Consider the following 19,332-nt stretch of genomic DNA (forward strand, 5'->3'; position numbering starts at 1 on the left):
GAAAAACCATATTCATTTGATCAAAAAAAGGATTACCACCAGTCGCTTTTTCCCGCTTCCAGGATGCAGTCAGCACCTTCGTGTGCGGGATTATTGACCGCCTGCGACACCTGCAGGATCGCCATCCGCGCGTCCGGATATGGCTGTAAAACATCCGGGACATATGGCCCTGCAAGCCATGGTGTCACATCATCTTCCTCCAATATGACAGGCATGCGGTTATGGATCCGTGCAACAAGGTCATTTGAAGGACAGGTGATGATGGTAAAGGTGGCTTTCAGGATTCCGGACTCCGGATCGGTCCACCAGTCGCAGAGACCAGCCATCCCAAAGAGCGGCCGGGACGGGATGGTGAAGTAAAATGGATAGGAGATTCCGCGCTCCCTCTTCCACTCATAAAACCCGGAAGCAGGAATGATACAGCGTGAGTGCTGCACGAGGTCAAAGAAGGCGGCCTTCTCAGCAAGTGTCTCTGCACGCGCATTTGCGAGCCATTCACCACACTCACCATCTTTCTTCCATGCAGGAACCAGACCCCACCGGGCAGTGATGCAGACAATGGCACCCCCCTCTGCCACAAGAACAGGTGCGTCCTGTGTCGGTGCAATATTATAGCGACCCTCAATCTCACCGCATGAGATCCCAAAGGCAGAAACGAACTCTTCGGTGTGGGTAAGGGTATAACGCATGCACATGGCATGGTGATAGGTGTTAAACAGGCATATAAATACTCCTTGTGCATCTGAAAAGAGAGATTAAGCCATCCGAAACCAAACCTCTGGTTTATACAAGGTGAATAAGAGATGACAGGATCTGCAAAGATAGAATATACCAATGACGGCCTCCTCGTGACCTTTGAAAACGGCCGCATATACGATGTCCACCCAGGGAAAGACGGTGGAGTCGCCTGCACATTACAAAACGGACCAATTGAGCTGATTCCCTTTGCACAAACAGTAAAAGGCCTGATAGGAGAAGAGATTCTCTCAGAGATTGAGCACTGCGCAGAACTCTACAATCAGAAGTGCAGATAAAAGAGAGATACCCCGATAAAAGGGGTTATTCCCCATTCTGGTTGATGAGGTGAATAAGAGAGGAGAAACCATCAATCTCCATCTGGAGCACCTCATCACGAGTCATGCCCATGGAAGTCTCCGCATCGGCCGTGAGGGTATCAGGCCCACGGATTATTGTTCGTATTACCCCATCTGCCGAAAGTATTTCTGCGGCCTCCATCTCATGGACGAATGACCGGCCCGGTATGATGACGACTTTTCCTAGCGAAGAGAGGTCAATCTCTTTCAGGTCATCACGGGTGATGAGGCATGAAATCTCTTTTTTCGGGCTGTGCACCCAGGACTGGTTACCACAGGCATCAAGCACTTCCTGCACATAACGGGCGGCGATGGCACCGGAAATAATGCTTGCCCGTTTCCGCACCCGGGGGAGTTTTTCGAGGAGGTCAGATTCATCCAGGATGGCAAACGGTGACCCGAGGGTCGGATCCCAGAGAGGCGTGCCATTGATGCGCAGATTATAGCGTGCATTCAGATCAGTGACCATGTCACGGAAGGCAGATACGGTCTGTACTCGCTGTCCCTTCACAATTGGCGCATTTTTCAGAATAAGCCCCTGATCCTCCCGGTTCGCAAACCGCATGAGAATGAGGCCCTTTGCACCCTTCTCCTCCAGCCATTGGCAGGTTCGTTCCAGCTCCTCGCCGTCATTGACACCGGGTATGACCAGCGCGGCGGCATAGACATCAATTTTCTGGCAGAGTTTTCCGAGTACAGCCAAGGATGCCTCCGGTGTCGGATCTTTCATCCATTCACGACGGAGTTCCGGATTTACCGAGAAGACGGTGAATGAAACTTCAGAGAGGCCCTGCTCCACCATCCGGTCGGCAAATGCGGGGTCATCGAACCCTTTCCCGCTGGTATATCCGATATGGATGGGCACCTCCATACTGCCTAAGAGATCCATCAGGTCTTCGAATGCCGGATAGCAGGACGGGTCTCCACCCCCGGATATGGTAATCCGGTCCAGGTTGCCGCCCATCAGCTGCAGATTGCCGAGCACATCATCTGCCACATCACGGAGATCTTTGAATCCGGTGTAGCGTTCACGGACAAAATTGGTGCAGTAGTCACACCCGACTGAAAAGGGCATGCAGTATTTACAGCCCAGGGGTTCGGGTTCCTCGTCCTCGCGGACCCCCTTAAAGTAACAGTATTTACAGAATCCCCGGCAGTCCAGACCGGGCCTCCCTCCGATATCTACAGTCAGGTGTGCCATGATTATGTACTATTCTGACCCTGACGGGATAAAGGGATTTGGAATAATGGCGGAAGAACGACTGCGTAAATGGACCTGAAAGCAGGAGTGACATTTCTGAAGCCTCCGCGTGAGCTGGCAGAAAGATCATGGGTGAAGGAGGGCAGGCAGAGGTTAAAGGGAATGAAGTCCTGTCTATCAAAAGAGGAACACGTTGAGGAGGAGACAGGATTAATAAAAAATGCAAAATGATGAAGAAAGGTGAAAATGGATCAAATCAGATCGCCACATTTTTTACCCCGGAGCACCAATAGAGTAAAGCGCCTCAGTGGCTTAGTGGCATAGCGGCTGATTTGTAATCAGCAGGTCGGGGGTTCAACTCCCTCCTGAGGCTTGGTTTATTTTTAGCATTTATTCTTCAGAAATTGTGATCCTCTTTTCAGAGGGAGAGATAATACCTGCCACTCTGGAAGTAATCAGATTCTGTTCACCTGACCAAAGACACCCATTCGCGGAGTGAAACCAGAAGCATTTGAATCGGTAAACAGACCCTGTAATCAATGAAAATGAATGATTACTGCAGTGAAAAATAGGACAATTATCTATTGAGAATTTCTAAAAACCCCACCCAACCAGAAGTACTTTATACACCTCTTTCGATCACTAATTGATGAGTAATTTCACTAATTTTGCAATTAGGTATGAATACGAGCGTATTGCTGAATTGGGTGATAAGCTAGGAGAAGTTGAGAAATTGATCGACTGGGAAGCGTTCCGCCCCTTCCTTACAGGTCTCTATTCGAATAACACCGAAAAGGGTGGTCGCCCTAATCTTGACGAAATTCTGATGTTAAAGATGCTTATTCTGCAACAATGGCATGGTTTGTCGGATCCAGAACTTGAACGACAAGCGAATGACCGAATATCCTTTCGTCAGTTTCTGGGATTTCCGGATAAAATCCCTGATCGTTCCACGATCTGGGCTTTTCGTGAAAGGCTCTCTTTATCCGGAAAAGACAAAGATATCTGGAACGAACTTCAGCGTCAGCTGGATGCAAAAGGTCTCACAATAAAGAAAGGGATGATTCAGGATGCAACCTTCATCCATTCGGATCCCGGGCATGCATCTTCTGATACTCCTCGGGGAGAGGAGGCAAAGACCAGGAGAAGTAAAGATGGAACCTGGACAAAAAAAGGAGGGACATCTCATTTTGGATTCAAATTGCATGCCATCATTGACAGAGAATATGATTTGATCCGAAGGGTATGCACAACAACTGCATCCGTTCACGACAGCCAGATAGACTTGTCTGAAGAAGGTGAAGTAGTGTATCGCGATAGAGGGTATCAGGGAGCAAAATGCAAAGGATACGATGCAACCATGAAGAGGGGGGCCAGAGGCCATCCCATTGGTATACGGGACAAACTCCGAAATGAGAGAATCAGTCGAAAAAGGACAAAAGGAGAAAGACCATTTGCTGTCATAAAATCAGTATTTACTTCTGGAACTGTGAGAGTGACAGAATTGGGCAGAGTAAGGGTGAAGAATATGTTTTCTGCATTTTCATACAATCTCTATCAGTTGAGAACGATTGAAAAACAGAGTCTTTAGAGCGATAGCCATCTGAAATTGCCTAATTATGAATGACTATGTGAGACAATTTCCCTCTATTTAGGCATTTATTGTGATATTGTTGTTCGAAAAATGGGGATAAAAGTAATCCTCTATTGACAATTATGGATTCTTTTTGGCGCATATAATTTTTTATAATTGAATTTCTGTTAAGCGATTTTAAAAACCCTGTCATTCAAATGCAGGAAACAGAGAACCAAATCAACAATGATGATAACTCCCGGAGTCAGGGGAAAAAACAGTCCAGCTATTTTTTTTTCAGGTGACATACCCAACCGGTCCAAAATAATTGAACAATTCCCCAGAAAATGGACAGTCAATACTTCGGAAACCTCAAAGATCAGTGCTGTACATATGGGTTTACCCTATCCGGAACAAATCTGCCCGTATTAACGGAGGAAAAAACCCTTCACCCTCAGTACTCATCCTGCGGCTTTGTCATCACGACATCCTCAACCTCAGGCACAAGAAGCCAGAGGGCCTTCACCACCTTATTCAGTATCACCGGATCATCGGTATCAAGCATCGGATCGAGCCGTGCAATCACACCATTGCCAATGAGTGATTCCTCATCGCCGGTAGAAGCAACGGCAATGATGATGTCAAGGGCTGCACCCCTGATATGCGGATTTGGGTCATCAAGAAGATCAGCAATCACCTCAATGCCACCCTGCCGGATGAGCTCGTTTGCCCGCCAGTCTTCGTCTTCTGTGCTCACTGCCAGTGCCTCCGCCGCAGCCTCCCGGACATCCTCTTCCGGATGAACAAGGCGACTGAGGAGATCCGCTGTCAGCTCCCTTCTCATCTTCAGGTCTTCCATACCCGTTCCCTCCTCTCATATATCTCCTTCAAACCCTGCGGGCGATGGATGTTGTTTACTCTTACAGTCATTCATAAAAAGAGTTGGTGCGATAGCGGCCCCGTAACACATATCCTGTATTACAGCAGACTGCACCCTGAGCGTCCGGCAGCCGCCCCACAAAACATATAATCCCGCTCAACAGTAGAAACGCTGTATCCTGTCGCAGACGACACCATTTACCTGAAGATCACCATTTACCTGAAGATGAACATATGATCAAGCAGAAAGACCAGAATGCATGGCTCCTGACGATTCTCGCCATCATTGTTTTATTCATACTCGGGGATCTGATTGCCCATGCATCCTTCGACTCACCCGCGGATGAGTATCAATATGTTTCCCATGGGTACGCCCACACCATCTCCCTGGTTCTTGATGACATCATGCCAGTCCTCATACTGTCAGGTGTTGTCATCGCAGGAATTGTATTTGTTTTTGCGAAATACTCGTCATAAAATCGGTACTAATATGCCGGGAGAAAAGAGAGACAGAAATTCATTTACCAGCCATCCATTCCCCCATTCTATCATTCCTGCGAATAGTGGCACTCGAAAAAGCAAAGAATACTTCCGTAGCAAACGCAAATGGATTAAATACGGAGACATATCCCATGAAAAAAACGGCAATCACCGCAATGACTCTTGCACTGGCACTCTGCATCCTCTTCGCATGCGGCTGTACGACACCTGTCACAACGGAACCAACAGCAATACCCACAGAAACACCCGTCCCCGCGATCTCATATGAGGACACACCCGTCCAGTATAGCGAGGTAAACGGTGTCACCCTTGGATACCGCGAATTTGGCACGGAAAACACCGAACCCCTCTTCATGCTCATCGGATTCGGCGCGACAATGGAACATTGGAATACCACTTTTGTGGGCATTCTTTCAAAGAACTATCATGTCTATATGTATGACCATCGGGGCATGGGAGAGAGCACCGACACCGATGCACAGTTTACGATTGAACAGCTTGCAGACGATGCTGCAGGGCTTATCACGGCACTCGGATATGACAGCATAAATACCTATGGCGTCTCGATGGGATCGACAGTGTCACAACAGCTTCTCATAGATCACCCGGAGAAGGTGAGAAAGGCAGTCCTCTCGTCTGCCACATACAGTGCGACCATTCCGGAGACAGAGAAACTGCACGGCCTTCTTGAAGCATCCGCAGAAAACACAGATGTCCCTGACGGAGTGCGAAAAGAAGCAGTTGCGAACCTCGAATGGGCCGGAGTCTATCAAAACCTGTCGACCATCACAAACGACGTCATGCTCATCACCGGCACCGCCGATGATCTCACTCCCCAGTCAGTAGCAGTCGATATTGCAGGCCAGATTAACGGCTCATGGCTTGTCCGATTCAAGGGCATCCCCCATGCAGGGTCATCCTATGCACCGGTGGAATACGCAACCATTGTGACAACCTTCCTGGAGATGGACGAATCTCCTGCATAACTTTTTCGAAAATAGTACCCATCTGAACTTTTGGCAATGGCTGACAGCATTCAGGCCCTGTAAAAATACTTCCAAAGTAATAATCAGGAGAACGAACCGGCGGCAATTAAACCTGTTCAGCCCTGCACCCTCTTTCGTCCCGTAGACCACACCCTAAAACCCATGCACATGCCTGGCAATCAGCCACTTAATTTCATCCCATTCCCACGTTCTTTGATTCCTTGTTCGGGGGAATTCCGGGGATAAATGGACGTATTTTTTGAGGCATTTTTCTGTCGGAAAAAATACGGCTGCAATGCTAATAATTTACAAAAAACACGATAAATTGCGGACAAAAGTGCGACCATAATTCGTGGATATTTTGGGAGGACGTATAGGCTGTCCTGACTAAGATCGATCCATACAGGGCTTCTGTGTAGACACTTTTCCCCACCCCATTTAACCCACGAGGTGGGAAATCGGGGAGCAAAATGGACATACATTTTGTTCATATTATTGCCGGAAAAATCACCACTGCATATCTGCCTTACACAATACTCACAATCAGATAGCCGCCGTCCGCTGTTGCAATCACATCATGCTGAATATCAGATTCTCCCCTAAGCCTGATATCTGCTGAAATCTTCTGTAAATTGTTATTATATCTGGAAAGAATGAATGCACCATCTGATACCGCAAAGGTATCCACAGAACCATCAGTATAAAGCACTACATTGTCAAACCGTCCATGTTCGCCGGTTGATTTCTCTGAGATCAGGGCTCCGGTTTCTCCATCTAACATCCGCAGTGTATACACGACAGACCTGTGGTCCCCGAAGATAACGGATTCTGTTATCTCTGCGGTCGTCAAAAGAGCCAGATTCCCGTCATCCGTCTCCCGAAGCGACCATTCTACACCCGTCTTCCATATTCCACTGTCATCACCGGGGAATGCATAGTCCCAGACAATATTTCCACCACCGTCAAGCCTGAAAAGATGAAGAATGTCTGACTTCATGAAACCTTCAGGATTGGTGCTTTCCGGAAAGAGCACCATGGAATCTCCGTTTCTGAGTCCCAGCACCGGATGGCGAGCCACGTGTTCAGGGTCGCCATATGACTGTTTCCACACAACTTCACCGTTTTTCTCAATAACAGCACAGTATTCCCCCCACCCGGCGAGCGTGCGGTCACCCGGACAGGATGACACAGCCACATAGGGCCAGACAGAGGGAAATGTATCACAAAGAGTAGTCTCTGTCACAATCATCCCATCGGAATCAATAACAACAAAATCACCCTCCCCATCGAAGATAGAGACACTCCCCCCGGAGAGGGCTGCAATCTCAGAATTCCATGAGTTGAATGTGTCATTTTCAAATATCGTCACCGATTCAACCGTTCCCTCCCCATTAATGAAGACAAGCTTCTGTATGCGGGTGTCAAGCCCGTAGTCAATACAAACTATGGCAAATCTGCCGTCTGAAGTTTCAATCACGTCTTCAAACCCTTCATATTCAGATGTAGATGTATCAAGGACAGTGATCCACTCAATAGCACCATCCCCACCCGTCTTCGTGACCTGAATATCATTGGGCTGAGGAATGGGGGGCATATCGTCATAGCCACCACCGATACACCCGAAAGTGAAACAAAAACAAATCGTAAAACCCAGAATACCGGCAAAAAACAACCCATTAATCGTTCTTTTCTGTGAAAGATCCATACAACCACCCACCAATGTCAGAGATATCTCACACGTTTATGCAGGAAATCAATCCAATAGCTCCATCTCCGGGTTGATGAAAGAAAAATGTGTTGCTCTGGAAATAAAGTAAGATACCTGACAAAACCAATTATTATCAGACGTCCATTACCAAATAGGGGAGAACATGTGCCCCTGCAATCCCTGCAGGAGAAATACGGGCATACAATTTTTAGGATCAATACTATCTGTTAACAACGGGGGATCAGGTTTATATCAGCGCTAAGAAAACAAAGCACAATGGATGAAAAGACAAAACAGATACTGAAACTTCTTTTCATTTGTGCAGCAATCGTCCTCTTCATCGCATTTGCCGCCACCACCGGCCTGTCCCGGACAACGCTGAATGATTCCCGGGAAGATACACAGGATAATGAGAAACACGTCACCTTCTCACACAAGGATGAAGATATTGTGACGCTCTCTGTGCGTGCAACGCCAGGAGCGGATTCGGATAACAGCACCATCACCCTGATGGTCGTACTGACCCACCCGGAAAATACCAGGATTGAAAGCCTGAAAATCAGCATCCACCCGCCACACGGCAAACAGGGATTTTCGTATGGTGACATCTTCCTGAAAGCACCGGAAGGGGATCCTTACCCGATGATATCATATCACACCGCTACCGAAGCGGGGAGATTGATCAGCGTACTGGACATCCCAGACATGGGTATGCAGGGAAAAGGAACGGTCAGATTTGATTTCCTGATGCACCCGTTCAGGGAGACGGAGAACCCGGAGACACTCATTATATATATCAACGCTAAGCTGTCAGGAACCAGTGACTTCTGGAATAAATTTATTGTAAACTATCCTGTCGGAATTGAATTCACCAGATAATAGAAAAAAATATACCGGGTTTTATTCCCATACACCAGGTTCATACCCGTTGTTGGCGGCATCCCGGCAGCGCTGCCCGATACGATCCGGGTCCATCGTAAGCACCTCAAGACCGGGCACTATTACCCGGACCACCGGCACGCCGATCTCTTCACGGGTAATATCTGCCACGATACAACGGTCAAGGCCTGCTTTCTTCAGTTCATCCAGGACATATTCAATATCCGTGAGGAAATTATCACTCCGGAAGGCCCCGATATCCCCATAGGAAGACTCAGCATCGTTCGCAAACCACATTTTGTTCATCCGCTTGGTGCGATCGTATCCCATCACACGCCGCATGTCAGCCCCCGTCGGCTTTGTGCCGTCCACATAGAGCTGGGTGGCACGACTCTGTGCCACCTCTGTCAGGGCACGGAGCACCGCAATCTCCGGGCAGACATGTGTTCCCGCCCCCGTGCAGAGCAGGGCCGGGTCTTTGAGCTTCACATCGTCACATATGGCAACAATCGTCGGCATCCGGATGTCACTGGTGATATCACGGACAATCACCTCGACACCGGCCTCCCGGAACGATTCTATGACCTGAAGACACCGCTCATCGGTGATGTCCACGACAACCGGCCCGGCATTCCGTGTGACCTCCGCAAGTGACCATGCATCACGTTCCACAAGTTCGGCAAGTGCATGGAATATTGCCTCCTCCAGCGTGTTTCCGGACGCAATGCCGTTCGTATGCGTCCGGATAAAATTCCCGTATGATGAATCAAGAGGATGGAACACCTCATGGGCCGGTACAAGAATCGGTTCATCCCGGATGATGTCATATGCCCACACCCATGAGATAGCAGCATCCGGATCCGTATATCCGGGCAGGATCATCTCTTCAGGGGAGAGCATGGGATACTCACCGGAAAGCTCGCTATATGACCCCGAAATTAAATCCCGGCCATCCGGTTCAGCTGAGAACCGTTCAATCAGTTCCATAATGGCAGAGACACGTGCGGCAACAGGGGTCGCCCCTTTGCCGTTGTGCACGAACTCTTTCCCGTTTTTTCCGGAGCGTCTGCAGGTAAACACCGGGATGCCCAGCCGGTCAACATCAGTGATGTCTTCCACCTGAGTTACACCTGTCAGAGGCACCAGAGGATCTATGCGCTTCAGCGTATCTTCCGGTGAAACAGTCCGGTGTGTCTCCACAGAGTACCCTTTGACACAGGATGACAATTTCATGAATAATGAAACTATAGGACAGACCCGGATAATACAGTTTTCTTTCAGAATGACACCTTCCGGAATCCCGGATGAGACCATACTTATTTATTCCCCGGAGGGCTTTCATCGATCAATGGGATGAAACAAATGACAGAAAAAAAGCAGAATACGATCATCCGCCTTTCCATTACCGGAATGATGTGCGGCGGGTGCGTCGCTGCGGTAAAAGCAGCGCTTGAGTCTGTTCCAGGCGTGGAAAATGCTGATGTAAGCCTCGAAAAGAAAGAAGCAGTTGTCACCTATGACCCGGCAACGGCAAAACCGGACGAAATGAAAAAGGCAGTAGAAAAGGCCGGCTATGGCATAGGAATCTGAAACAGCAGGACACAGACAGGGAGTCTCATTTTCAGGAGGGATATCCATCAGCAGAAGTGAACCAGATACCAGAGGGGCGACCGCAGTCATCCGGGTGACAGGGATGCATTGTGCGACCTGTGTTGCGACCGTGGAAAAGGCACTCCATGCCGTGGATGGTGTCTATGAAGTCTCCGTCAGCCTTGCTACCGAGAAGGCAGTTGTACGGTATAACGCGGATAAAACCACCGTCCACGAACTCGATGCCGCAGTAACCAGTGCCGGCTATGGTGTTCTGCGCGATACCGTCCGGATTCGTCTCGGGGGCATTCACTGTGCCACCTGTGTCCGGACCGTCGAAAAGGCACTCATGTCGCTTGACGGCGTCTACTCGGCGGAGGTAAATCTCACCACCAACCGTGCCGTTGTCGGTTATGACCCTGATACTGTGAGCATATCCAGGATAAAAGAGGTAATTGTCAGTGCCGGGTATGAATTCCTCGGATATGAGGGAGATGAGCTGGGAAACCAGGAAGAGATACAGCGAACCCGTGAGATCCATAATCTCCGCAACCGGACCCTCATCGGATTTGCAGTATCATTGTCCCTGATGGCCATCATGCTCTCCGGCATAATGCTGCCCATTTCGATGACGTATTTCATGTTTGCCATATCCACTCCCTTCTTCATCTATCTTGCATACCCAATCTTCCGGGCTGCATGGGGGGCGCTCAAAAACTATTCCCTCACAATGGATGTCATGTATGCGATGGGTATTGGCGTCGCCTATGGGTCAAGTGTATTCGGCACCTTTGGTATTGTCCTCACCAGTGATTTCCTCTTTTACGAAACTGCCATCATGCTCGCTGCCTTCCTCACTCTCGGCAGGTACCTGGAGGCACGGGCGAAAGGCAGGACAACCGATGCCATCAGAAAACTGGTCGAACTGCAGGCAAAGACCGCCCTCGTCATCCGGGGAAAAGAAGAATATGAGGTGCCGGTGGAAGAGCTTACACCCGGAGATGTCATCCTTGTCAAACCCGGCGGAAAGATCCCCGTTGATGGAGAAATTCTTTCCGGCGAGTCGTATATCGATGAATCGATGATCAGCGGTGAACCGGTGCCGGTCTACAAAGAACACGGCGCTACCGTTACCGGCGGCACGATCAACACCACCGGTTCCATCACCTTTACTGCCACCCGTGTCGGAAAAGAGACCTATCTCGCCCAGATAATCCGGCTGGTGGAGACTGCGCAGGCCACAAAGCCATCCGTCCAGAAATATGCCGATACCGCAATCACATGGTTTATCCCGATGGTCCTTACGATAGCAATAACTGCCGCCGGAGTCTGGTACTTCGCACTGGGAGCAACCGGCCTGTTTTCCCTCACGGTCCTCATCTCCATTCTCGTCATCGCCTGTCCCTGCGCCCTTGGCCTTGCCACACCGACTGCCATCACCGTTGGTGTCGGAAGAGGCGCAGAACTGGGGATTCTCATCAAAAACAGTGAGGTTCTCGAGTTGTCACAGAAAATTACCACCATCATATTCGACAAGACAGGCACCCTTACGCGGGGGATACCGGTGGTAACAGAAACCGTGCTGTTCGGTCAGACAGAACAGGAATTTCTTGCAGTCGCATCCGGTGTTGAAGCCCGGTCAGAACACCCGCTTGCATCAGCAGTTGTTTCCTATGCCGAAAATAAAGGGATCACAGCCATGGAATGCACTGAATTTCAGGCAGTGAGCGGCAGAGGCGTGAAAGCAGAAGCGGGGGGAAAGTCGATCCTAATCGGAAGCAGAACGTTTCTGTCAGAACAGGGAATCGGACTGATTCCTCCCGTTGTAGATGCATTTGAAGCGATACAGGCACGTGGGGAAACAGCAATCGGTGTCGCATCGGGCGGCGCCATTGGAGGTATAATCGGGATATCAGACAGTGTCAGGGACACATCGGCGGCGGCTGTTGAAGAACTTCACAGATTGGGCCTTGACATCGGAATGGTTACGGGAGACAATGAAAGGACTGCTGCAACAGTGGCAAAGCAGCTGGGGATTGACTTTAAGGAAGCAGAAGTGCTGCCGGATGAGAAGTCCAACATCATTCAGGCGATGCAGGCCAAAGGCAAGCGCATCGCATTTGTTGGTGACGGCATAAATGACGCACCCGCGCTTGCGGCAGCAGACATCGGCATTGCCATCGGAAGCGGCACTGATGTCGCTATTGAAAGCGGCGATATCGTCCTTGTCCAGAGCGATCCTCTTGATGTCGCAGCGGCCGTACAGCTGGGAAGGAAGGTAATGGGAAGAATCAAACTGAACCTATTCTGGGCGTTTGCCTACAATTCAGCCTTAATTCCAATTGCTGCCGGGGTGCTCTACCCCCTGTATGGCATCACGTTCCGTCCCGAGTTTGCAGGGTTTGCAATGGCACTCAGTTCAGTTACCGTGATATCACTCTCTCTTCTGCTAAAACGTTATACTCCCCCGGCCACAGTGAAGAAAGCCCTTCACCACAGGAGATAGTAATAACCCAATATTCGCCTCAATTTTTATTTCATCCGCAAATCAAGGTTTAATTATCGCAAACATAAAACCAGAATGCTGAAATATTCCTGCGGGACTATTTACCAGTTATCACAGAGGTGTGATAACGTGGTTGAGAAATTTATCGAAGGGAACCGTGCATTTATCGAAAACGATTTCCGGAAAGACAATGAGCATTACCAGAAACTTGCAACAGGACAGAGTCCGGAATCCCTCTGGATTGCCTGTTCAGACTCCCGGGTAAACCCGGAACGCATTGTCTCTGCAAAGATGGGCGACATCTTTGTGCACCGGAACATCGGCAACATTGTCGCAAAAAACGATCCAAACCTCGGATGTGTCCTCGAATATGCAGTCGGACATCTGAAGGTGAAGTATATCATTATCTGCGGTCATTCAGACTGTGGCGCCATGAAAGCACTTGATGCAGACATGTCGCATGAAGAATATATCCATGGATGGCTGAAACATTCAGAGGAAGTGAAACAGACAGTCGAAGGAGAATTTGGTACTCCTGAAGAATGTGCTGACCTTGCTGCCCGGAAAAAAGAGATTGAACTGGAAAACATCAGACTTCAGCTGGAAAACCTCAGATCCTACTCCTCGGTAAAGGGGGCAGAAGAAGAGGGCAAAATACAGCTTCATGGATTTTTCTATGATCTTGACAGCGGAAAGCTGGAAAAGATCGTCTGATATCCGCGCATTACCTGTGGGAATAAACACAATTCCATCTATTTTTTTGTTACAGTTAAATTTCGGACCTTAATTTTGAATTAACCATGAAAGATTTGTTTTTTTTCATTAATGTGTGGGCATCATCCTTTAATTTCCAAAAAATAGTTGAAAAATCCGCGTGATGATATTTGGCAGTTAATATATGTCATTTTACACCCCCAATAGTAAATAGATTCTGATTAACATGATTTAAGAGCTGTATCGAGAGATTGCCAAAATCCTCTTTGTTTCAATGGAAATTTATCGAAAGCAATAAATATGCTCATACGAGAGTCTAAATCACCTATAAATTATAGAGAATTTCTAAAAACCCCACCCAACCAGAAGTACTTTATACACCTCTTTCGATCACTAATTGATGAGTAATTTCACTAATTTTGCAATTAGGTATGAATACGAGCGTATTGCTGAATTGGGTGATAAGCTAGGAGAAGTTGAGAAATTGATCGACTGGGAAGCGTTCCGCCCCTTCCTTACAGGTCTCTATTCGAATAACACCGAAAAGGGTGGTCGCCCTAATCTTGACGAAATTCTGATGTTAAAGATGCTTATTCTGCAACAATGGCATGGTTTGTCGGATCCAGAACTTGAACGACAAGCGAATGACCGAATATCCTTTCGTCAGTTTCTGGGATTTCCGGATAAAATCCCTGATCGTTCCACGATCTGGGCTTTTCGTGAAAGGCTCTCTTTATCCGGAAAAGACAAAGATATCTGGAACGAACTTCAGCGTCAGCTGGATGCAAAAGGTCTCACAATAAAGAAAGGGATGATTCAGGATGCAACCTTCATCCATTCGGATCCCGGGCATGCATCTTCTGATACTCCTCGGGGAGAGGAGGCAAAGACCAGGAGAAGTAAAGATGGAACCTGGACAAAAAAAGGAGGGACATCTCATTTTGGATTCAAATTGCATGCCATCATTGACAGAGAATATGATTTGATCCGAAGGGTATGCACAACAACTGCATCCGTTCACGACAGCCAGATAGACTTGTCTGAAGAAGGTGAAGTAGTGTATCGCGATAGAGGGTATCAGGGAGCAAAATGCAAAGGATACGATGCAACCATGAAGAGGGGGGCCAGAGGCCATCCCATTGGTATACGGGACAAACTCCGAAATGAGAGAATCAGTCGAAAAAGGACAAAAGGAGAAAGACCATTTGCTGTCATAAAATCAGTATTTACTTCTGGAACTGTGAGAGTGACAGAATTGGGCAGAGTAAGGGTGAAGAATATGTTTTCTGCATTTTCATACAATCTCTATCAGTTGAGAACGATTGAAAAACAGAGTCTTTAGAGCGATAGCCATCTGAAATTGCCTAATTATGAATGACTATGTGAGACAATTTCCCTCTATTTAGGCATTTATTGTGATATTGTTGTTCGAAAAATGGGGATAAAAGTAATCCTCTATAGGTAGTTGTGTGTTATTTGGTAATTCAAGCCAAATGAGGTGAAAGAAAAATGGTATTCCATCCCCCAGTATCTATCATCTCCAAAGTTGGAGATGCAGGCAAGGGCAAGTGTGCCCTTCCGGCCTGGAATATGCTCCTGCGTGGTTTCATGGCAGGCGCATACATCGCAATGGGTGCAGCGCTCGCAACTGTCTGTGTAACAGGCACAGCAGCATTCCTTGGAGCAGGTGTCGCAAAATTAGTTCTCGGTGCAGTGTTCCCTGTAGGACTTATTATCATCGTCCTTACCGGTGCAGAACTCTTCACTGGTGACGCAATGTTTGCCCCAATGGCAGCGTTTAAGCACAAAATCAGCTGGGCAGCAGTCCTTAATCTATGGGTATGGGTCTACATAGGCAACCTGATTGGTTCACTTGTATTTGCATATCTTATGTCCGTAGGCCCCCTGGTCTCAATCTCTGCAACAGGCACTGCAACCGCAACCGCATTCGGTGTCACCGCAGTAAGCATTGCAATGGGAAAGACAAGCTACATTGGTGGATTTGCACTCTGGTCCGCATTCTGTAAAGCTGTTTGTTGTAACTGGCTCGTTAACCTTGCAATTCTTCTCGGTATCTGTGCAGATGACGCAATCGGTAAGATTGTTGGTATCTGGTTCCCGATCATGGCTTTCGTTGCCTCCGGATTCGAGCACTGTGTCGCAAACATGTACTTCATTCCTGCAGGTATCCTTACCATGCCGGCCCTGACAGCAGATCAGGTAGCAGGCCTCGGCCCAAAACTCGCTAACCTGAACTGGGTTACCATGTGGACAAACAACATCATCATCGTCACTATCGGTAACATTGTTGGTGGTCTGGTCTTTGTCGGTGTTCTTTATTGGATCTCATTCAAGAAAGACATCCTCGCAGAATAATCGAAACAATGAAAATCAAAGGAACAACGGTAAGGGTTTCAATCGTTCAGATTGGACTTGTAACAGCCCTTACCCTTATTTTAATCGCATATGTAATCCTCACAGGGGATTATGGCTCCCTTCTCTGGGCAGTTCCTGTTCTGGTAATGCTCCTTGTAATTCCATCAGCACTGAACTACATGAGCCAGAGCCAGTACGACGATCTGATTCCCTATTACGAGGCAGAGGCAGTGACAGTCAGACTGGCCAGCATCCGTCCGAATGATATCGGTAAGATTGTCAGGATTGAAGGGGTAGTTGAACGTGTCCTCTTTAAGTCGCTTAACCGCCCGCAGTATCTCGTGGCTGACAAAAGCGGTGAAATGTCTGTGAAGATGTTCACGACGCCTAAAGAGGATGTTAAAAAAGATGATGTTGTTGTTGTTCTTGGTCAGGTGATCAAACGGTACGTGGTCGTCGGTGATCCGGTGATAAACGCTGTTTCCATCCGCAAGAAAAGTAACAATTAAACCAAAACCTAACCCAACCCGGTTAAGGGACCATTTTCACATTTTGCATACCGGAAACAAACCAACATCTGGTAAATCGTAAACCCACTCTTCTTAATTATCAAAACGACTAATTCTTCTTTGGAAATCCATACCGGAGATTACTATGACAAACAATACTCCATCAGTAAATAAATTGCCAGAATATGCCTGGTTATCAGTTCCTGTTATCGCCTTCGCAGGAATTGTTATTGGAATTATCTTACCAGTGAATATATTGTCGGGTTCTGTCGGAGTATGGGGATGCATCATCAGTTCTTTCATCCTCTGCGGAATCGCCCTTCTTAAACCAAAACGTGATTTGGTCTCCCTCTTGGTGCCGCTTTTTGCAATTATTATCTTCAACCCATGGAGTGAATTCACTACCGGCCCAATAATGCAAATTCTCTTTGCGGCAACAATTACAATTATTGCGGTTCGTCTTGAGAAAAACTACAGCTAGAAATGTCAGCCTCCCCTAAGATCAAATATTTCATTTTTTTGTGGGGCAGCACCCCAACAGGTTCCTGATGCAATATGCGCCCCTGTCTGAAGAGACCTTGAAAAGTAAATTCCCACAGATTAACATGCAGCAAAATCAATTAACAGTAAATAACAGCCCAATTCAACAACAAAGACCACAGATCTCAAATTCCACCAATAATCCCAAATTTATTAATTACATTTATATGCAGTGAGTATAAAAATGAACATGTTCGAGGTAATGATCATGGACATGAAATTCGTTCAGACAACCTGCCCATACTGTGGGACAGGATGTTCATTCAATCTCGTGGTCAAAGACGGCAAGGTCGTTGATACCGCTCCGTATCACCGCTCCCCCGTCAATGAAGGCAAATTGTGTCCGAAAGGAACCTATGCCCACGAGTTCGTGAACCGGGAAGACCGGCTTACCGTGCCGCTCATTAAAAAGGACGGTAAATTCGAGGAAGCCACCTGGGATGAAGCCTACAAGCTCATCGCAGATAAATTCAAAGGATACAAACCCGATGAGATCGCATGTCTTTCTTCAGCACGTACCTCCAATGAGGAGAACTACGCCCTGATGAAACTTGCACGCGGTGCTTTCAAGACCCGTCACATCGACCACTGTGCCCGTCTCTGCCACGCATCGACGGTTGCAGGTCTTGCTGCATCATTCGGATCCGGTGCAATGACCAACTCCATTGGTGACATCGCCGAGTCCAAGTGCGTCTTTATTCTCGGGTCCAACACCTTCGAGCAGCACCCCCTCATCGGCCGCCGTGTTATGCAGGCTAAGATGAATGGTGCAAAGATCATCTACGCAGACCCCCGTTACACCTGTACTGGAAAGCAGGCAGATCTCTACATGCAGTTCCGCTCAGGTTCCGATGTTGCAATCCTGAACGCTATGATGCAGGAAATCATCCGCAACGGATGGGAAGACAAGGAATTCATCGCATCCCGCGTAAAGGGCTTTGAAGAACTTAAGGCAGAGGTTATGCAGGAGAAATACTCTCTTGAAAATGTCTCCAAGATCTCCGGTATCCCTGCGGAACAGCTGAAGCAGGCCAGCGAATGGTTTGCAAACGCTGAATCTGCATGTATTCTCTACTCGATGGGTATCACTCAGCACACTGTCGGTGTCGACAATGTGAAGTCCGTCGCAAACATTCAGATGCTGACCGGAAACCTCGGCAAGGCCGGAGCCGGTGTGAACGCACTGCGTGGACAGAACAATGTGCAGGGAGCATGTGACATGGGCGCACTTCCTGTGGTCTTTACCGGATACCAGAAGGTAATTGACCCCGTCGCACACAAGAAATTCGAAGACGGATGGGGATTCCCCGACGGCATCTGTGCACCAGCAAACGGATATGAAGTCACGACCATGATGGATGTTCTCACCGATAAGCCCGGTGAACTCAAGGCAATGTACATCATGGGTGAGAACCCGTTAATCTCAGACCCTGACCTCACCCACGTTGAGCATGCATTCCATGCACTCGAATTCCTTGTTGTCCAGGATATCTTCCTGACCGAAACCGCTCAGCTTGCAGATGTTGTTCTTCCGGCTACCTGTTATGCAGAGAAGGACGGTACCCAGACATCCACCGAACGTCGTGTTCAGATGTGGAGAAAGGCACAGGAGCCACCCGGCCAGTCAAAGGTCGACTGGAAGATCATCGCAGAAGTCGGTGCCGCAATGGGCTACCCTGACCAGTTCGCCTGGGAATCTGCTGAAGAGATCTTCAACGAGATGGCAGGTCTTACCCCCTCCTATCATGGAATGAACTACGAGCGTCTCAACAAACCCGAGGCACTCCACTGGCCATGCCCCACTGAAGACCACCCCGGCACACCTATCCTGCACATCGGCAAGTTCTCGCACCCCGATGGCATGGGTATCATGCATGTCTGTGAATACAAGCCTCCGGCAGAAGTTCCGGATGAAGAGTATCCATACATCCTCACCACCGGCCGCTGTCTGTTCCACTGGCACACCGGTTCAATGACCCGCCGTTCTTCAACCCTTCACCATGAAGTTCCGACCGGCTGGGTTGAGATCAACCCTGAAGATGCAAAAGAACTTGGCATCAAAGACAAGGAAATGGTCAGGGCAATCACCCGTCGTGGCGAAATCGAGATCCCGGCAATGGTCACCGAAGACATCATGAAAGGTGTCATGTTCATGCCATTCCACTTTGCGGAGTGTGCAGCAAACAGGCTCACCAACAATGCTCTTGACCCAATCGCCAAGATTCCGGAGTTCAAGGCCTGTGCTATGAAGATTGAGAAGATTCAGGAGGCCTGAA

Annotated in this window: 19 protein-coding genes and 1 tRNA gene; 15 read left to right on the plus strand and 5 right to left on the minus strand. The window is 48.3% G+C overall.

Translation table 11 applies throughout. The features are described 5' to 3' along the window. Window positions 1-32: 32 nt before the first annotated feature. Window positions 33-695 carry an SOS response-associated peptidase gene (locus L1S32_RS05010; protein WP_278156670.1) on the minus strand — a complete coding sequence of 221 codons (663 nt, stop codon included), beginning with the start codon at window positions 693-695 and terminating at the stop codon, window positions 33-35. A gap of 108 nt (window positions 696-803) precedes the next feature. Here L1S32_RS05010 and L1S32_RS05015 point away from each other — a divergent pair, with 108 nt between their 5' ends. Continuing rightward, window positions 804-1,034 carry a hypothetical protein gene (locus L1S32_RS05015; RefSeq protein ID WP_278156672.1) on the plus strand — a complete coding sequence of 77 codons (231 nt, stop codon included), beginning with the start codon at window positions 804-806 and terminating at the stop codon, window positions 1,032-1,034. 25 nt (window positions 1,035-1,059) lie between these two features. Here the strand turns inward: L1S32_RS05015 and mmp10 are convergent, their stop codons facing one another. Continuing rightward, the gene (gene mmp10 / locus L1S32_RS05020; protein ID WP_278156674.1) at window positions 1,060-2,295 is read right to left on the minus strand and encodes a methyl coenzyme M reductase-arginine methyltransferase Mmp10; all 1,236 of its coding nucleotides are present in this window, start codon (window positions 2,293-2,295) and stop codon (window positions 1,060-1,062) included. A gap of 69 nt (window positions 2,296-2,364) precedes the next feature. On the opposite strand from mmp10, the gene L1S32_RS05025 reads away from it, so the two are divergent. From L1S32_RS05025 to L1S32_RS05035, 3 genes are all read left to right on the plus strand, one after another. Continuing rightward, window positions 2,365-2,526, plus strand: a complete 162-nt coding sequence (locus tag L1S32_RS05025) for a hypothetical protein (RefSeq protein ID WP_278156675.1) — start codon at window positions 2,365-2,367, stop codon at window positions 2,524-2,526. Window positions 2,527-2,596: 70 nt separating this feature from the next. Next, a tRNA-Thr gene (locus tag L1S32_RS05030) sits at window positions 2,597-2,668 on the plus strand. Window positions 2,669-2,944: 276 nt separating this feature from the next. After that, window positions 2,945-3,886 (plus strand): IS5 family transposase, encoded by a 942-nt coding sequence (locus L1S32_RS05035; protein ID WP_278156677.1) that lies wholly within the window; start codon window positions 2,945-2,947, stop codon window positions 3,884-3,886. Between the two features lie 436 nt (window positions 3,887-4,322). Here the strand turns inward: L1S32_RS05035 and L1S32_RS05040 are convergent, their stop codons facing one another. Then, window positions 4,323-4,727, minus strand: a complete 405-nt coding sequence (locus L1S32_RS05040) for a HEAT repeat domain-containing protein (protein WP_278156679.1) — start codon at window positions 4,725-4,727, stop codon at window positions 4,323-4,325. 254 nt (window positions 4,728-4,981) lie between these two features. On the opposite strand from L1S32_RS05040, the gene L1S32_RS05045 reads away from it, so the two are divergent. Both L1S32_RS05045 and L1S32_RS05050 read left to right on the plus strand, forming a co-directional pair. Further along, complete coding sequence (locus L1S32_RS05045) at window positions 4,982-5,224, plus strand: hypothetical protein (RefSeq protein WP_278156681.1); 243 nt, start codon at window positions 4,982-4,984, stop codon at window positions 5,222-5,224. Window positions 5,225-5,379: 155 nt separating this feature from the next. Beyond that, on the plus strand, window positions 5,380-6,234 hold the full coding sequence (locus tag L1S32_RS05050) for an alpha/beta hydrolase (RefSeq protein ID WP_278156683.1): 855 nt from the start codon (window positions 5,380-5,382) through the stop codon (window positions 6,232-6,234). 526 nt (window positions 6,235-6,760) lie between these two features. On the opposite strand, the gene L1S32_RS05055 is transcribed toward L1S32_RS05050, so the two are convergent. Beyond that, window positions 6,761-7,939 (minus strand): hypothetical protein, encoded by a 1,179-nt coding sequence (locus tag L1S32_RS05055; RefSeq protein WP_278156685.1) that lies wholly within the window; start codon window positions 7,937-7,939, stop codon window positions 6,761-6,763. 279 nt (window positions 7,940-8,218) lie between these two features. On the opposite strand from L1S32_RS05055, the gene L1S32_RS05060 reads away from it, so the two are divergent. Continuing rightward, window positions 8,219-8,821 carry a hypothetical protein gene (locus L1S32_RS05060; protein ID WP_278156687.1) on the plus strand — a complete coding sequence of 201 codons (603 nt, stop codon included), beginning with the start codon at window positions 8,219-8,221 and terminating at the stop codon, window positions 8,819-8,821. A 21-nt stretch (window positions 8,822-8,842) separates the two neighbouring features. Here the strand turns inward: L1S32_RS05060 and L1S32_RS05065 are convergent, their stop codons facing one another. Continuing rightward, window positions 8,843-10,054: a YcaO-related McrA-glycine thioamidation protein gene (locus tag L1S32_RS05065; RefSeq protein WP_278156689.1), complete on the minus strand. Its 1,212-nt coding sequence runs from the start codon at window positions 10,052-10,054 to the stop codon at window positions 8,843-8,845. A 120-nt stretch (window positions 10,055-10,174) separates the two neighbouring features. Between L1S32_RS05065 and L1S32_RS05070 the strand changes: the two genes are divergently transcribed. The 8 genes from L1S32_RS05070 to fdhF all read left to right on the plus strand — a co-directional run bounded on the left by L1S32_RS05070 (window position 10,175) and on the right by fdhF (window position 19,331). Then, window positions 10,175-10,411 (plus strand): heavy metal-associated domain-containing protein, encoded by a 237-nt coding sequence (locus L1S32_RS05070; RefSeq protein WP_278156691.1) that lies wholly within the window; start codon window positions 10,175-10,177, stop codon window positions 10,409-10,411. Window positions 10,412-10,505: 94 nt separating this feature from the next. Continuing rightward, window positions 10,506-12,917 (plus strand): heavy metal translocating P-type ATPase, encoded by a 2,412-nt coding sequence (locus L1S32_RS05075; RefSeq protein WP_347403370.1) that lies wholly within the window; start codon window positions 10,506-10,508, stop codon window positions 12,915-12,917. Window positions 12,918-13,046: 129 nt separating this feature from the next. Then, window positions 13,047-13,631 carry a carbonic anhydrase gene (locus L1S32_RS05080; RefSeq protein WP_278156693.1) on the plus strand — a complete coding sequence of 195 codons (585 nt, stop codon included), beginning with the start codon at window positions 13,047-13,049 and terminating at the stop codon, window positions 13,629-13,631. 400 nt (window positions 13,632-14,031) lie between these two features. Further along, complete coding sequence (locus L1S32_RS05085; protein ID WP_278156677.1) at window positions 14,032-14,973, plus strand: IS5 family transposase; 942 nt, start codon at window positions 14,032-14,034, stop codon at window positions 14,971-14,973. Window positions 14,974-15,140: 167 nt separating this feature from the next. Next, window positions 15,141-16,007: a formate/nitrite transporter family protein gene (locus tag L1S32_RS05090; protein WP_278156695.1), complete on the plus strand. Its 867-nt coding sequence runs from the start codon at window positions 15,141-15,143 to the stop codon at window positions 16,005-16,007. Window positions 16,008-16,015: 8 nt separating this feature from the next. After that, window positions 16,016-16,516 carry a nucleotide-binding protein gene (locus L1S32_RS05095; protein ID WP_278156697.1) on the plus strand — a complete coding sequence of 167 codons (501 nt, stop codon included), beginning with the start codon at window positions 16,016-16,018 and terminating at the stop codon, window positions 16,514-16,516. Between the two features lie 145 nt (window positions 16,517-16,661). Continuing rightward, complete coding sequence (locus L1S32_RS05100; protein WP_278156699.1) at window positions 16,662-16,997, plus strand: hypothetical protein; 336 nt, start codon at window positions 16,662-16,664, stop codon at window positions 16,995-16,997. Between the two features lie 267 nt (window positions 16,998-17,264). After that, window positions 17,265-19,331 carry a formate dehydrogenase subunit alpha gene (gene fdhF, locus L1S32_RS05105; RefSeq protein WP_278157046.1) on the plus strand — a complete coding sequence of 689 codons (2,067 nt, stop codon included), beginning with the start codon at window positions 17,265-17,267 and terminating at the stop codon, window positions 19,329-19,331. Window position 19,332 lies beyond the last annotated feature (1 nt).

It is taken from the genome of Methanogenium sp. S4BF (assembly GCF_029633965.1).
GTDB lineage: Archaea > Halobacteriota > Methanomicrobia > Methanomicrobiales > Methanomicrobiaceae > Methanogenium.